Origin of the sequence: Bordetella sp. BOR01 (genome assembly GCF_019218885.1) — a bacterium.
GTDB lineage: Bacteria > Pseudomonadota > Gammaproteobacteria > Burkholderiales > Burkholderiaceae_B > Bordetella_A.
On sequence record NZ_JAHUWT010000001.1, the window covers coordinates 1,611,341 to 1,626,448 of the forward strand.

Annotated in this window: 14 protein-coding genes; 10 read left to right on the forward strand and 4 right to left on the reverse strand. The window is 62.7% G+C overall.

The annotated features are described in order from the left end of the window. The first annotated feature begins 1 nt into the window (after position 1). Entirely contained in the window at positions 2–1,807 is a 1,806-nt protein-coding gene (gene lpdA, locus KW845_RS07735; RefSeq protein WP_218368540.1) for a dihydrolipoyl dehydrogenase, read from the forward strand. 63 nt (positions 1,808–1,870) lie between these two features. On the opposite strand, the gene KW845_RS07740 is transcribed toward lpdA, so the two are convergent. Together KW845_RS07740 and KW845_RS07745 are read right to left on the reverse strand one after the other, a co-directional pair. Beyond that, positions 1,871–2,092 carry a BrnA antitoxin family protein gene (locus KW845_RS07740; RefSeq protein WP_218368662.1) on the reverse strand — a complete coding sequence of 74 codons (222 nt, stop codon included), beginning with the start codon at positions 2,090–2,092 and terminating at the stop codon, positions 1,871–1,873. A gap of 175 nt (positions 2,093–2,267) precedes the next feature. Further along, entirely contained in the window at positions 2,268–5,000 is a 2,733-nt protein-coding gene (locus tag KW845_RS07745; RefSeq protein WP_218368541.1) for a hypothetical protein, read from the reverse strand. 153 nt (positions 5,001–5,153) lie between these two features. On the opposite strand from KW845_RS07745, the gene KW845_RS07750 reads away from it, so the two are divergent. Continuing rightward, on the forward strand, positions 5,154–5,609 hold the full coding sequence (locus tag KW845_RS07750; RefSeq protein WP_218368542.1) for a hypothetical protein: 456 nt from the start codon (positions 5,154–5,156) through the stop codon (positions 5,607–5,609). A gap of 334 nt (positions 5,610–5,943) precedes the next feature. On the opposite strand, the gene KW845_RS07755 is transcribed toward KW845_RS07750, so the two are convergent. Then, positions 5,944–7,077 carry a FliC/FljB family flagellin gene (locus KW845_RS07755; RefSeq protein WP_218368543.1) on the reverse strand — a complete coding sequence of 378 codons (1,134 nt, stop codon included), beginning with the start codon at positions 7,075–7,077 and terminating at the stop codon, positions 5,944–5,946. A 154-nt stretch (positions 7,078–7,231) separates the two neighbouring features. Next, complete coding sequence (locus KW845_RS07760) at positions 7,232–7,972, reverse strand: RNA polymerase sigma factor FliA (RefSeq protein ID WP_218368544.1); 741 nt, start codon at positions 7,970–7,972, stop codon at positions 7,232–7,234. A gap of 336 nt (positions 7,973–8,308) precedes the next feature. On the opposite strand from KW845_RS07760, the gene flhD reads away from it, so the two are divergent. The 8 genes from flhD to KW845_RS07800 form a co-directional block, all read left to right on the forward strand. Next, a complete protein-coding gene (gene flhD / locus KW845_RS07765) occupies positions 8,309–8,632 on the forward strand; it encodes a flagellar transcriptional regulator FlhD (RefSeq protein WP_041862855.1) in 324 nt (107 codons plus the stop codon). A gap of 14 nt (positions 8,633–8,646) precedes the next feature. After that, complete coding sequence (gene flhC, locus KW845_RS07770) at positions 8,647–9,234, forward strand: flagellar transcriptional regulator FlhC (protein ID WP_218368663.1); 588 nt, start codon at positions 8,647–8,649, stop codon at positions 9,232–9,234. Positions 9,235–9,350: 116 nt separating this feature from the next. Beyond that, a complete protein-coding gene (motA, locus tag KW845_RS07775) occupies positions 9,351–10,226 on the forward strand; it encodes a flagellar motor stator protein MotA (protein ID WP_218368545.1) in 876 nt (291 codons plus the stop codon). An 11-nt stretch (positions 10,227–10,237) separates the two neighbouring features. Further along, positions 10,238–11,176: a flagellar motor protein MotB gene (gene motB, locus KW845_RS07780; RefSeq protein ID WP_218368546.1), complete on the forward strand. Its 939-nt coding sequence runs from the start codon at positions 10,238–10,240 to the stop codon at positions 11,174–11,176. 2 nt (positions 11,177–11,178) lie between these two features. Further along, entirely contained in the window at positions 11,179–11,559 is a 381-nt protein-coding gene (locus KW845_RS07785; RefSeq protein WP_218368547.1) for a response regulator, read from the forward strand. A 28-nt stretch (positions 11,560–11,587) separates the two neighbouring features. Next, positions 11,588–13,663, forward strand: a complete 2,076-nt coding sequence (gene cheA / locus KW845_RS07790; RefSeq protein WP_218368548.1) for a chemotaxis protein CheA — start codon at positions 11,588–11,590, stop codon at positions 13,661–13,663. A gap of 13 nt (positions 13,664–13,676) precedes the next feature. Beyond that, positions 13,677–14,177, forward strand: coding sequence for a chemotaxis protein CheW (cheW, locus tag KW845_RS07795; protein ID WP_218368549.1), 501 nt, complete (start codon positions 13,677–13,679; stop codon positions 14,175–14,177). Positions 14,178–14,240: 63 nt separating this feature from the next. Then, the coding region (locus tag KW845_RS07800; protein ID WP_218368550.1) for a Tar ligand binding domain-containing protein at positions 14,241–15,108 on the forward strand (868 nt) is incomplete at its 3' end.

Sequence of the window (15,108 nt, forward strand, 5' to 3'; positions counted from 1 at the left end):
TATGAGCAAACTCGTGGAAATCAAGGTTCCGGACATAGGCGACTTCAAGGAAGTGGAAGTCATCGAGGTGCTGGTGTCCGAAGGCGACACGATCAAGGCGGAACAAAGCCTGATCACGGTCGAGTCGGACAAGGCGTCGATGGAAATTCCTGCCTCGGCCAGCGGCGTGGTGAAGTCGGTGAAAGTGAAGGTTGGCGACAAGGTCGCCGAAGGCAAGGTGATCCTGGAGATCGAGGCGGCCGAAGCGGAATCTAAGGGCGATTCCAAGGACGAGCCCAAAAAGGCCGCTGCCGACACTGCCAGCAAAGCGCAAGCCCCTCAAGAAGACCCGCGGCCAGCCGCTGGGCAAGACAAGGCCGCGGCGCCCGCGGCCGCTTCCTACAGCGGCTCTGCCGACCTGGAATGCGACGTGCTGGTGCTGGGCGCCGGCCCCGGCGGCTATTCGGCCGCCTTCCGCGCCGCCGACCTGGGCCTGTCCACCGTGCTGGTCGAGCGCTACGAAACCCTGGGCGGCGTGTGCCTGAACGTGGGCTGCATTCCGTCCAAGGCTTTGCTGCACAACGCGGCCGTCATCGACGAGGCGCGTGCGCTGGCCGCGCACGGCATCAGCTTCGGCGAACCCAGGATCGACCTGGACAAGCTGCGTGGCTACAAGGACAGCGTGGTCGCCAAGCTGACCGGCGGCCTGGCCGGCATGGCGAAGGCCCGCAAGGTCAAGGTGGTGACCGGCGTGGGCGAATTCGCCGACCCGCATCACCTGGCGGTCAAGGGCGCCGACGGCAAGAGCCAGACCATCCGCTTCAAGAACGCCGTCATCGCCGCCGGCAGCCAGTCGGTGAAGCTGCCGTTCCTGCCCGATGATGAGCGCATCGTCGATTCCACCGGTGCGCTGCAGTTGCGCGAGATCCCCAAGAAAATGCTGATCGTCGGTGGTGGCATCATCGGCCTGGAAATGGGTACCGTGTATTCCACCCTGGGCGCGCGCCTGGACGTGGTGGAAATGCTGGACGGCCTGATGCAGGGCGCCGACCGCGACCTGGTCAAGGTATGGCAGAAGATGAATGCGCCGCGCTTTGACAACATCATGCTCAAGACCAAGACGGTGGGCGCCGAGGCCAGGAAGGACGGCATCTACGTCAGCTTCGAGGGCGAGGGCGCACCGAAAGAGCCGCAACGCTACGACCTGGTGCTGCAGGCCGTGGGACGCAGCCCGAACGGCAAGAAGATCGGTGCCGACAAGGCAGGCATCGCCGTCACCGAGCGCGGCTTCATCGAAGTCGACAAGCAGATGCGCACCAACGTGCCGCATATCTTTGCCATCGGCGACATCGTGGGCCAACCCATGCTGGCGCACAAGGCGGTGCATGAAGGCCATGTGGCGGCCGAGGCCGCGGCCGGCCAGAAGTCGTTCTTCGACGCGCGCGTCATCCCGTCGGTGGCCTACACCGATCCCGAAGTGGCCTGGGTAGGCCTGACCGAAGACGAAGCCGGGAAGCAGGGCATCAAGATCGAGAAGGGCCTGTTCCCCTGGGCAGCTTCCGGCCGCGCCATTGCCAATGGCCGCGACGAAGGCTTCACCAAGCTGCTGTTCGACGCCGAAAGCCACCGCATCCTGGGTGGCGGCATCGTGGGTACCCACGCTGGCGACTTGATCAGCGAGATCGCGCTGGCGATCGAGATGGGGGCCGACATGGTGGACATCGGCAAGACCATCCACCCGCATCCCACCCTGGGGGAATCGGTGGGGATGGCGGCGGAAGTGGCCGAAGGCGTTTGCACGGACCTGCCGCCGGTGCGGAAGAAGTAGTAGCTTGTGCTGCAAAAGTATCGAAGCCGTCCATGGACGGCTTCGATACTTTGTGCGGGCATGTTATGCGCGACGGCGTAGCCAGTCGCGTAGTGCATCGTTCATGCGTGTCTGCCAACCCGGACCACCGGTTTTGAAGGCCTCGACAACGTCCTGGTCATAACGCACGGTGAGTTGTACTTTAGCGCGTTCAGCCGGCGGCCTGCCCAGCTTTCGGGCCGGCGCGAGATCGGCGGCGGTAGCTTCGGGCGCGTCAGGGTCGGCAGCAATGCCCCGATCGATGATTCTGTCTTCTTCGGGGTCGGGATGATGGTCCCCGGCTTAAGCTTGGCCATCTCAAGGATGTCTGGCTGAGACAAGCAATGAGGTGCAAAGCTTATCGACCAAAGCAGGGCTGCGCCAGGTCAGCCTGCCCATCGGGTTGCGTGTCGCGGCCTGGCATGGGCGGCAGGCGTGCCCGTCAGGCGGGATTCGTGCAATACCTGAGCAGTTCTTGGACCAGCCCCTGCGGCCGTTCCGCTTCGACGACGAACTGAGCCATGCGGCCCGCTGCGCGAACGGGTTTCAGGTATTTCTCGACGACGTGATAGGCCGGCCGGTCGAAATAGTCGTCGAACAGGATAATGCAGCCGGCAGGGGCGAACAGGGCTGAAATAAGGAACGACGCCACGCGGAAGCGCCCATCGATCAGTACCAGATCAGGCGCCTCTCCATGGTTTTTCATAGTGGTCCACGGTTCGTTGACGTAGGCCGGCCACAGCGCCGCGCTGCCATGATCGGACGGCCGGCCCCATGCGCCTGTCGGCCCGATGTCGATATAGATCGGTACATACTTCGAGCTATCGCCGCCGGTTTGCGCGATGCGAGCCTGTACCGCTTGCAAAAACGGCTGGTCCGAATCCACTGAATAGATCTTGCGCACCGCGCTGCCAGAAGCCATGACCGAACTGCCGCCGGATCCGTACTCCAGAAAGACCTCGGCTTTGGACAGGCATTCGGCCAGCAAGGCCTGGCCTTCCAGCTCCATATGAGGAACCCGTGGAACTGCCTCGGTCAGCTTGGCAATATCCGCCGGTACGCGTACGGTGGTCATATGCGCGACTGGCGGCGTTATGGCGGTCGATGGCGGCACGCCGGGCCTGTGGTGACCGGCGAGCCCGCCCAGCGTGTCCAGGAAGCGCTGGGCTGTTTCCGGGGCGAGGCGTTCGAGCACGTCGAAAGCAAAGTCGGTCAGTCCATAGCCTGCATGGGCAATGAAGGCGAGTTTCAAGCGGCTGTTGCCATCCAGCGTGTTGAGTCGCGCCTCGCCGGGCACGAAGATCGCGTCGGCGCTGAGCAATTGAGAACCCCCATAGCCGGCGCCGGCCAGCGTTTCGGAAGGCGAATACAGGCTGTACCGTGCGTTGTCCAGGCGCAGCAAGTGCATGCCATGCCCGGTCAGCAGCGACACCAGTTCGTCCAGGCCCGGCTGGGCCCGATACGTCGGCGCGAAGTGGACGCTTGCCTGGATCACCAGCGTGCCGGGCAGCAAGCGGGAGGCACCACGCAGCAGCTTCAGGTTGTCATGCGCGTCATCCAGCACCAGCCATTCCAGTTTGTTCATGCCTTCGACATCATCGAGGCGGATGGTGGAAATGGGTAGCCTGGCCAGTACTTTGGCGTCGGTGCGCCTGACGGGCAATTGCAGCTCGGCCGGCAGCGGTTCCAGGGTGCCGCTGAGCGAGGCGTTCAAGCAGGCGTGCAAGACTGCCGGTTCCCCGTCGCCCAGGGCGATATGCGCCTGGTAGTGTTCGATGGCATTTTCTTGCTTGAGCCGATCGCCATGCCGCACGGCGCTGGCGGGGTCGATGAGCACCACGGACAGCGCATGCAGCTTGTGCAACGCCGCGAACTTGTGGCCGCGTACCAGTGTCCCACCATGATCCAGAGTCACGATCCTGCCTTCGAACGCGAAGCGGAACGCATCCGGTTCGCTTGATTCGCCAGGGTCGGGGTCGGGTTGTGTCAGCACCATGGGGGCGTCTTCGTCCTCGAACCAGGGCTGCCCGGCCGGGGTGAACGCCAGTGCGGCGGGTGGCTTGCCTTCGCAATATCGCTGCCAAATGGCCCGCAGCGCATCGGCCAGATGGCGCGCGAACGTGGGCGCGTTGCATACCGGCGAATCCAGCAGAATCTGGCGCAAGTGGCCGCGGATAGTGGCCAGGCTCTGCAGGTCGCTCACCAATTCCAGGGCGCGAGCGTGGTACTGATCCCAATCGTCGGTAACCAGTTCTGGCATGCCTGCGTTGATCAAGTGCGTTGCCGAATGGCGGCCGGCGAAAGTCGGGCCGGGCAGTGTGACCACGGGCACTCCCATCAGCATGGCTTCGCAGGTGGTCAGGCCGCCAGAGTAAGGCCAGGGATCCAGGGCGACGTCGACCTCGTTGTAGCGTGCGAAAAGTTCGTAGTGCGCAGAGTGGCCTTCCAGGCGGATACGGCTTCGGTCTATGCCGTGGCTTTCCAGGATACCCAGCGTGCGCTCGCACAATTCGTCGCTGCCGAATGGCCCGCCTTTGAGAAACAGCCGGGATTGCGGTACAGCATGAAGCAGCCGGGCCCATTGCCCCAGAATGACCTCGTTGATTTTGGTGGGATTGTTGAAGCAGCCAAACGTGACATGGCCATGTCTCAGCGCGGGTAGAGGTGCGACATCCGGTACCCGCGTGGGCGGCATGTAGCAAATATAGTCATCCGGCATGCGAATGAGTTTTTCCGTATAGAAGGCATCGCTGCCCGGCGGAGATTCGATCCCGTCGCTCAATAGGTAGTCGATAGATTCCACACCGGTGGTGTTGATCAGGCCGCCCACCCATTTCACCAGTACCGGGGCTGGCTCCAAGGTCATGGTACGCATGCGGTTGCCCGCGTTGTACCCGGAAAGATCGATCAGGATGTCGATCCGGTCGTCGCGGATCAATTGGGCAAACGGTTCGTCGCCAACGGTTGCGATAGGCGTCCATTTGGCGGCGATCGCCATCAGCCGGCGCGTCACGCTGTCGACCATGTTGCTGGTGGTATAGGCATAGATCTCGATGCCTAATTTGACAAGCTGCTCCAGCGCCGGGGTGGTCATGGCGCCAACAGGATGCTGGCGGAATCCGTCGGAGTACATCCCGATACGCAGTTTGCGGCTGGGTGTGCGGTCGGTAGGCACAGGTCGCCGCACAGTCTGGCCCGGTGCAAACATTGCCGCCCATTTCCGGCACAGTTCCAGAATGTCCGAGGGGGATTTATGCGGCAGATAATGAGAAAGCGTCAGCCAGTTCGAAAGCGGGATCGGGTCCTCTGATGTAAAAGAGGCCGCCTTTTGATAGCAGGCTTCGGCATCTTCAAGCAGGCCCAGATCACGCTTGATATTGCCCAGATCATTCCAGTGCACATGCCGGTTCTTGGGGTCGTGCCGAATGAGCTTATCGCACAATGTCACTGCTTCTTCATAGCGGAACTGGCGACTAAGAACTTGCACTTTGCGGGAAAGGGCTGCGATATCGTGGGGTTTACGCGCCAGCACGGCATCGGCGCGAGCCATTGCCTCTTTGAGATCGTTCTTTCGGTATGCGATATCCGACAGCCCTTGATGGGCCTCGAGTGCCGCCGCATTCAGGCCCAGCGCATGCCGGAAATGCTTGCTGGCCAAGTCATCGCCGCCAGCCTTGGCCTCGATCTTGGCCAGTATTACCCAGGATTCGGCATCGTTCGATTTCAGGTCAATCGCCTTCCCGGCGGCTTGTCTGGCCTGGGCCAGGTCAGCAGATTTGAGTAGGTGGCGAGCAAGATCCTGCCATCCCGCCGGGTCACGGGGAACCCGTGCGGTGTGGTCCCGAGCCTGCTTGAGCGTGAGCTGTTTCCGGATAGCAGTGTTGGGCACCTGCCTGGAACGATGGGACAGAGCGGATTTGGCCATGCGTTTGCCGACAAAGGGAAGTCCGGCAAGCTTAATAGCGTCGGGCGCCCTCCAATTCCCTGGTGAAGACTGCAAAGCCGCCGCTATTCTTGTCGATCATTCTGTGGCCGGCAGCCTGCATGAAAAAGGGCCCTCGGTTTTGCCGGGGCCCTCGAATTTGGGTGGCATGAAGCCACCCTATCGCGTGCGAGACTTAACGCAGCAGCGAAAGCACCGTTTGCGGCACTTGGTTGGCTTGCGCCAGAACCGAGGTACCCGCTTGTTGCAGGATCTGGTTCTTGGTCATGTTCGACACTTCGGTGGCGTAATCGGCATCTTCGATACGCGAACGGGCGGCCGAGAGATTATTGACCGTGTTGTTCAGGTTGGCAATGGTCGACTCGAAGCGGTTCTGGATCGCACCCAGGTCGCTGCGCAGGTTGTCGACGTCTGCCAGGGCCTTGTCGATCGCGGCCAGCGGGTTGGTCGTGGCGGGCGCAGTGCCCATGGCTTCCGTGTCGATGGTCACGACAGCCGAGGGACCGGTGGTTGCGCCTACACCGTCGGTGGTTGTGACAGTGGCAGCGTAATACACGGTTTCACCATCAACCGTAGCTTCGACGTACCAGTTGCCGTCGGCATCTTGCTGCAGGTCGCCGGTCGCGAAAGCAGTGCCGCCAGCCGTCTGAGTGTTGCCCGCGAAGGTGACATCGGCGGCAGCCACGGCCGCAGTGGCGCCAGCGCCGTCTTCGGCAATGATCGCGCCGGCACCGGTCGAGGCGGCTTGGAAGGCCGTGAGGCCGGTGGCGTCGATACCAGGAACCACGTTCAGCGAGTCCAGACCCAGCGTGCCTGCGTCGATCTGCTTCAGATCGATGTCGATGGTCTCGCCGTCGTTGGCACCGACCTGGATGGTCATGGTGTTTTCCTTGGCCAGAACCTTGACGCCGTTGAATTGGGTCTGTTCCGACACGCGGGTGATTTCGCCCAGGCGCTGGGTAATTTCAGCCTGGATCGACTTCAGGTCCGACGTGGAGTTCGTGCCGGTGGAGGCTTGAACAGCCAGTTCGCGGATGCGCTGCAGGTTGTTGTTGACTTCGGTCAGCGCGCCTTCGGTGGTCTGCGCCAGCGAGATGCCGTCGTTCGCGTTGCGAGCAGCCTGGGTCAGGCCACGCACGTTCGCGGTGAAGCGGTTGGCGATGGCCTGGCCGGCGGCGTCGTCCTTGGCGCTGTTGATGCGCAGGCCGGAGGACAGGCGCTCGATGGCGGAGCCCAGAGCGGATTGGGACTTGTTGAGGTTGTTTTGCGCAACCAGCGACAAGTAGTTGGTGTTGATAACAGCAGCCATGGATAGCTCCCAAGAGAGAAAGGCTTCTTCAAACCGGGCAGCCAGGCCGCCCACTTCGCGAGACTCGATGTCCCGCTGCCCTGGGTAACGGCGCGATCATCGTCAACTTAAGTTCAATTGCTGCCGGATTTGGTGATATCCGGGCCCGATGTCGTTACAGCACCTGGGCCAGGTGGGATTCGGCGGGCAGTTCCTGCCAGGCCCCTTCTTTCAGGCGTGCCCGTATGCGCGCCGTGGCCTGGCTGCGCAATTGGCAGACACGCGCCTCGGTCACTTCCAGCACGGCGCCGATTTCCTTCAGGTTCAAGCCCTGTTCGTAACACAGCGACAGCACCAGTTTCTCGCGGTCCGGCAGGGTTTCGATGGCGCCGACCAGGGCGCGCCGCAGGTCGCCCGTCAGCAGGGCGTCCAGCGGGTTGCTCGCGGTATCGGCCGGTGCGTCATGCCAGCCGCGATCGTCGGCGTCGCCCGCGCCCAGGTCGTCGTAGTGCAGGATCTGGATGCCGCGGGCATCGTTGAGCATGGCCTGGTATTCGTCCAGCGGCAGCTCCAGCGCGTCGGCGATTTCCCGCTCGGACGGCGGGCGCATCAGTTCGTGCTCTTTCTTTTGGATGGCGGCTTCGATGCGCTTGCTCTTGCTGCGCACGCTGCGGGGCAGCCAGTCCTGACTGCGCAGCTCGTCCACCATGGCGCCCCGGATACGGGTGGTGGCGTAGGTTTCGAACTGGGCCTCGGGGGTTTCCTGGTACCGGCGGGCGGCATCCAGCAAGCCGATCATGCCGGCCTGGACCAGGTCGTCGAGCTGCACGCTGGCCGGCAGGCGCGCGAGCATCTGCAGCGCCAGCTTGCGGACCAGCGGGGCGTACCGGACCAGGCTGTCATCGGCGTAAGGCATGCGTATCTGTCGACGTCTCGATCAAGTAAAGATTGTCGACAAAACCGGCCATTTCATTCGTATAAAAACGAAAGGTTTTAAGCGTTTGTTTACGAGTTTCGAGCGGCTTGGTTAGTCCAGAATGTAACTGTAATGTATCTTTTATGCCAAATATAAGAAAATAGTCCACATTTGGATATGAATGTCATAAAAATTGACACTATGCATGGTAGATTGCACGCATCTTGGTATTACTAGATACATGTTGTATCTGATGTTTCGCCCGGTTGTGCGGGACCGGGCCGACATTGCCCAGTACTCAAATCCCGGCATTTCCAGCCCTCAGGAGCCATAAGCGTGAATACAGCGGATAGTTCTTTGCTCGCCGATATTCGGGAAGTCAATCTTTCGTATCTGCTGTTGGCCCAGCGGATGTTGCGCGACGACTATGCTGCGTCGATGTTCCGCTTGGGTTTCAGCAACGAAGTGGCCGATATCCTGATGCGCTTGTCGCCAGCCCAGTTGGTCAAGCTGGCCGGGTCGAGCTCGCTGCTGTGCCGCTTCCGCTTCGATGATTACAGCCTGCTGTCGGCGCTGACCCAGGACGTGTTGGGTGGGGCACTGCAACAGGCGCATGCCACGATTCTGCTGGCCAAGCAGCCGGTCGAGCAGTTGGCCTGATGGCCCGCGCTGCCATAGGGGCCAGAAGCGTGTCCCAGGAGGCGGATGATATCCTCCTGGCCAGCACCATGATTTCGCTGGGCGCGCGCCTGCAGGTGCTGGAAGCCGAGACCAGTCTCAGCCACGACCGCCTGTCGCGGCTCTACCGCGAAATCCGCGCGTGCTCGCCTCCCAAGGGCATGCTGCCGTTCTCGGTCGACTGGTTCATGACCTGGTTACCGAATATCCATTCGTCGCTGTTCTATAACGTGTATGCGTTCCTGAACACGCGTACCGCCAGCCGCGGCATTCGCGCCACCATCGATGCGTACCGCCTGTACCTGGAACATGCCGGCGTGGAAAACCACACCGATGAGCCGGTACTGAGCTTCACGAGGGCATGGATGCTGGTCAGGTTCTTCGACAGCGGCATGCTGCAGTTGTCGCCTTGCCGCCAATGCGGCGGGCATTTCATTGCGCATGCGCATGATCCGCAGGGAGACTTCATCTGCGCGATCTGCCGCCCGCCACCCCGCGCCGGCAAGACCCGGGCCGCGGCCAAGGCGCGCGCGGGGCAGCGCGCGGCCGAACCCGCGCCCGCGACGGTTGCCGAGCGATCCTGAGCGACAGCCTCAAACAGTCCAAAAGCCACTGAAAACTCCCCGTAACCCGTGTTTTTACAACCGGGTTCGCGGGAGATCATTGTCGCCAACTCTAGACTCGATGGCAGAGGCCCGATGTGTTGATTGTGATTGGTTATACGGTGGTGCTTGTCGCCGTGATCGGCAGTTTTATCGGCTTGGGCGGGCATCTGGGGGCACTGTACCAGCCGTTCGAACTGACGCTGATCGCAGGCGCCGCGCTGGGCGCTTTCCTGGCGGGCAATAGCCGCAAGTCGCTGGCATTGGTGCGGCAGTCGCTGCCGCAGGCCATCAAGGGTGCCCCGTACAGCAAAGAGGTCTACATGGAGCTGATGGCGCTGCTCTACGTGCTGCTGAACAAGGCGCGGCGCGAAGGGCTGATGGCTATCGAGTCCCATATCGAAGACCCGGAATCCAGCGCCATCTTCAGCGAATACCCGCGCATCACGCAAGATGCCAAGCTGATGGAGTTCATCACCGATTACCTGCGGATCATGATCAGCGGCAACATGAGCTCGTTCGAGATCGAGACGCTGATGGACGAGGAAATCGAGACCTATCGGCACGAGCGCGACGTGCCGTGCCACTCGCTGCAGCAGATGGCCGATGCGCTGCCGGCCTTCGGCATCGTGGCGGCCGTGCTGGGCGTGATCAAGGCGCTGGGGGCGGTGGATCAACCGCCGGCGGTGCTGGGCGATCTGATCTCGAAGGCGATGGTCGGCACCTTCCTGGGGGTGTTGCTGGCTTATGGCTTCGTGGCGCCATTGGCTTCGCGCCTGGAACGCCGCACGTCCGAGTCGGTCAAGGTGCTGGAATGCATCAAGGTGACGCTGCTGGCCAGCATGAACGGCTATCCCCCCCAGTTGGCCGTGGAGTTCGGCCGCAAAGTACTGTTCTCCTCGGTGCGCCCTTCATTCGGTGAGCTTGAAGAACACGTGCGCCAGACCAAATCGGCCGCCACCGGCCGCGCCTGACGGGGCGTCCGATGAGTTCGCTGAACAACCACCGGGTCGTGGTCCGCCGCAAGCGCGTCGTCCGGCGCGCCCATCACGGCGGTAGCTGGAAGATTGCCTACGCGGATTTCATTACCGCCATGATGGCGTTTTTCCTGGTGATGTGGCTGATTGCCATCGTGCCCAAGGAAGAACTGCGCAGTATTGCCGAATACTTTCGCACCCCGCTGCGCGTGGCGCTGACCGGCGGACCGAATTATTCGGCCGAGACCAGTGCCATTCCAGGCGGTGGGCACGACCCCTTGCGGGACGAGGGCGAGGTACGGCAATCCGATGGCAGCCGGGTGCAGTCCCAGGTGCAGGCCGATACGGAGCGGCGCGACCGTCATGCGCTTGAACGGCTGAAGCGCCGGCTGGACGCCATGCTGGAAGAAAACCCGGTGCTGAAGAATTTCCGGCCGCAACTGCTGATCGACATGACCACCGAGGGCCTGCGCATCCAGATCGTGGACAACCAGAACCGGCCGATGTTCGCCACCGGCAGCGCCGAGGTGCAACCGTATATGCGCGACATTCTTCGCGAGCTGGGGCCGGTGCTCAATGAGTTGCCCAACAAGCTCAGTATTGCCGGGCACACCGATGCCACCCAGTACGCCCGTGGCGAGCGTGCCTACAGCAATTGGGAACTGTCGGCCGACCGCGCCAACGCCTCGCGCCAGGAACTGGCGGCCGGCGGCATGGCCGAAGGCAAGCTGATGCGCATACAGGGGCTGTCTTCCAGCATGAGCCTGGTTAAAGATGACCCGTATGCGGCCGTTAACCGTCGTATCAGCCTGGTGGTGCTGAATCGGCGCACGCAGAAGCAGATCGAGCAGGAAAACGCGGCGGCGGCCGATTTGAGCGTGCGCAACGCCAGGGAAATGAGCGAGTCCGTGGCGGAGCAACCGCCGCGGGACGAGACGGCAAGGTAGTCATGACGGCAACGATATTGGTGGCGGACGATTCGGCGACGATGCGCATGATCGTCCAGGCGACGTTGAGCCAGGCAGGCTGGCGTGTGCTGACGGCGGGCAACGGCCAGCAGGCGCTCGAGCTGGCGCGCGGCAATCGCATCGACATGCTGGTCAGCGACTGGAACATGCCCGTCATGGGCGGCCTGGCGTTGATCCAGGGCCTGCGCGGCGAGCCGGGCTACCAGGACCTGCCCGTCCTCGTGCTGACCACGGAAGACGATGGGCAAAGCAAGAGCGCGGCGCGCGATCTGGGGGTGTGCGGTTGGCTGAACAAGCCGCTCGATCCCGGCGTGCTGGTGGAATTGGCATCCGAACTGCTCGGCGAGCAGCCCGGTGCCTGAGCAAGTTCGAAATGAAGGCGTACGGTCTATGAGCGGCGGTCTGGATCTCAGTCAGTTCTACGAGACATTCTTCGACGAAGCGGACGAACTGCTTGCCGAAATGGAGCAGTTGTTGTTGCAGCTCGATGTCGAGGCACCCGATATCGAGCATCTGAATGCCATCTTCCGTGCCGCGCATTCCATCAAGGGCGGCGCGGCCACCTTCGGCTGCTTCCAGCACCTGGCGGGCACGACGCATTTGCTGGAGAACTTGCTAGACGAGATCCGGCGCGGCGAAATGGCGTTGCGCGCCGATATGGTGGATATTTTCCTGGAAACGAAAGACGTGCTGAAAAGCCAATTGGACACTTATCGCGCCGCGCAAGAGCCCGACGAGGCGGTGTACGAACGGATCTGCGCGGCGCTGCGGCAGCTGGCGCAAGAGCATGGCGCGACACCTCCGCCACTGGAACAGCCTGCGGCGCCGGTTGCTGCCGCGCCGGTTGCGCCGGCACCGGTCGCCGCGGCCGACAGCAGCCTGCCGTACCGCGTACGCATTACGCGCGTGGCCGACAAGGATGCGCAATCGCTGCTCGACGAGATGGGCAACCTGGGCACCGTGCTGGCCCGCGACCGTTCCGAGGGCGGGCTGACAGTGTGGGTCGACAGTACCTGCTCGGCCGACGATATCGAGGCGGTGTGCTGCTTTATCGTGGACGCCGACCAACTGGATGTACAGCGAGCCGCCGCACCCGATGCCGCGCCGCGGGCGCCCGTTGCCGCCGTAGATCAATTTGCCCAGGCGGCGGCGGAATTTGCCGCCCAGGTGGCGGCCGATCCGCCCGCTGGCCAGGTTGCGCAGTCGGCCGCCACGGCGGCTGTCACGGCCAAGCCGGCGCGGGCTGCCGCGGCTGCCGCGCCGGCCGATAAAGAATCCACGTCGATTCGCGTCGGCGTCGAGAAAGTCGACCAGGTCATCAACCTGGTGGGCGAGCTGGTCATTACCCAGGCCATGTTGGCGCAGACGGCCGCGGGCCTGGATCCGGTGCTGCACGACCGGCTGCTCAATGGCATGGAGCAGTTGGAACGCAATGCGCGCGACCTGCAGGAAGCGGTGATGTCGATCCGCATGATGCCGATGGACTACGTGTTCAGCCGCTTTCCCCGCCTGGTGCGCGATATCGCCGTCAAGATGGGCAAGCAGATCGAGCTGCAGACCTATGGCCGCGCCACCGAGCTGGACAAGAGCCTGATCGAGCGCATCATCGACCCGCTGACCCACTTGGTACGCAATAGCCTGGACCATGGCATCGAGACGCCGGAAAGACGCATTGCCGAAGGCAAGGACCCGGTCGGCCAGTTGATTCTGTCTGCCGAGCACAACGGCGGCAATATCGTGATCGAAGTCAGCGACGACGGCGGTGGCCTCAATCGCGAGAAGATCATGAAAAAGGCCCTGGCCCAGGGCCTGCCCGTCAACGAGAACACATCCGATGAAGAAGTCTGGCAGCTTATCTTCGCACCGGGCTTCTCGACGGCCGAGCAGGTGACCGATATTTCGGGGCGCGGCGTGGGCATGGACGTGGTACGGCGCAATATCCAGGACATGGGCGGCCACGTGCAGCTTTCCTGCGTGCCGGGCGAGGGCACCACCACCCGCATCGTACTGCCGCTGACGCTGGCGATCCTGGATGGGATGTCGGTACGGGTGGGCGCCGAGACGTTCATTTTGCCGCTGAACCACGTAACCGAATCGCTGCAACCCAGCGAAGACCAGATGTACTCGGTGGCGGGGGATGAGCGGGTAATGCAGGTGCGGGGCGAATACCTGCCCCTGGTCGAGCTGCATCGCGTGTTCGGCGTCGCCGGCGCGCAGGCCGACCCCACGCAGGCCATCGCCGTCATCATGCAGGCGCAGGACCGCCGCTTTGCGCTGCTGGTGGACCATTTGGTGGGCCAGCACCAGGTCGTGGTGAAGAACCTGGAATCCAATTATCGAAAAGTGCCGGGCGTGTCTGCGGCCACCATTCTGGGCGACGGCAGCGTGGCACTGATTGTCGACGTGTTTGCGCTGGCGCGGGCGAACCGCGAGAAATGGGCGCAGCCCGAAGCCACATTGAATTGAGAGAGAACCTTACATGGCAATCAAACCGCAAGCGCAGGCCGCGCGCGTCGAAGACGTCGGCAGCGAGTTCCTGGTGTTCACGCTGGGTGAAGAAGAGTACGGCATCGATATCCTGAAGGTGCAGGAGATCCGCGGTTACGACGCGGCGGCGGTCACGCGCATCGCCAATGTTCCTTCGTTCATCAAGGGTGTCACCAATTTGCGCGGCATCATCGTGCCCATCGTGGATTTGCGCATCAAGTTCAAGCTGGGCAGCGTCGAATACAACGAACAGACCGTTGTGATCATCCTGAACCTGGACCACCGCGTCGTGGGCATTGTGGTCGACGGCGTGTCGGATGTGCTGATGCTCAACGCCGGCCAGGTGCGCGCAGCGCCGGAATTCGGCGCAATGCTGTCCACCGAGTACCTGACCGGCCTGGGCACGATCGACGATCGCATGCTGATCCTGGTGGATATCGAGAAGTTGATGACCAGCGAGGAAATGGCGCTGGTGGAAAAGGCTGCCGCCTAGGGCGTGCGGCCGCGCAGGCCGTCGCGCCGGGGCAACCGTTGGACCGTAGTTGGGGGTTTTATCATGCGCAAGTTCGTGGCCAACATGAAGATACGCACCAGCCTGCTTGGCGTATTGGGTTTTTTCTCGCTGATGCTGGTGATCGGCGCCATGCTGGGGGTGCTGTCGCTGCGCGTCAGCAATGGCACCCTGGCCGGCATACGCCAGACGCAGGATGTGGGCGACGCACTGACGCGCCTGGTCAATAGCTACAAAGATGTGGTCAATGGCCTGGCCCGCACGGCCAATGCCCATTACGGCGATATCGTGCGCAGTGCCGGCCAGTCTGTTGCGCTGGCACCGGGGCTGGCTGCCGAGGCGGCCGGCCTGATGCAGCGCGCCAGCGCGGCCATGAATCGCGCCCAGACCGAGTTCGAGTATTACAAGGGGCTGCCGCGCCCGGACGGCGCGCAGGAAAGCCTGGCCGAAGTCGACGCTGCCTATGCCGCGCTGATGCATCAGGGCATTGCGCCCTTGTTCGGCTTGCTTGAACGAGGCGACATGGCGGCCTACCAGAAGCAGGCGCAGACCCTGCACGATGCTGTCGAAGGGCGCTTTGCGCGGGCGGTCGAGGGCTTCGATTTCTGGCGGGCCAGCCAATTGCAGGATGCTTATGTGCTGGCGACACAGCGTTACCAGGGTGTGCTGGCGGCGGTTGCCGTGGGCGGCGCCATGGCGGCATTGCTGGTATTGGGCACCTACCTGTTCCTGCGGCGCCGCGTACTGCTGCCGCTGCAGGAAGCCGGGCAGCATTTCGATCGCATGGCCGCCGGCGACCTGACGGCGCGTGTGGAGGTTCGCAACAGCAACGAGGTAGGACAGTTGTTCGGGGCGCTCAAGCGCATGCAGGAGAACCTGGCGCGCACGGTATCGCAGGTTCGCCGCGGGGTCG

Bases quoted from the DNA above. Each gene is read 5' to 3' on its own strand.
- KW845_RS07760 (WP_218368544.1), bottom strand. From the start codon at position 7,972: ATGCCTTACGCCGATGACAGCCTGGTCCGGTACGCCCCGCTGGTCCGC.
- KW845_RS07755 (WP_218368543.1), bottom strand. From the start codon at position 7,077: ATGGCTGCTGTTATCAACACCAACTACTTGTCGCTGGTTGCGCAAAAC.
- cheA (WP_218368548.1), top strand. From the start codon at position 11,588: ATGAGCGGCGGTCTGGATCTCAGTCAGTTCTACGAGACATTCTTCGAC.
- lpdA (WP_218368540.1), top strand. From the start codon at position 2: ATGAGCAAACTCGTGGAAATCAAGGTTCCGGACATAGGCGACTTCAAG.
- motB (WP_218368546.1), top strand. From the start codon at position 10,238: ATGAGTTCGCTGAACAACCACCGGGTCGTGGTCCGCCGCAAGCGCGTC.
- cheW (WP_218368549.1), top strand. From the start codon at position 13,677: ATGGCAATCAAACCGCAAGCGCAGGCCGCGCGCGTCGAAGACGTCGGC.
- KW845_RS07785 (WP_218368547.1), top strand. From the start codon at position 11,179: ATGACGGCAACGATATTGGTGGCGGACGATTCGGCGACGATGCGCATG.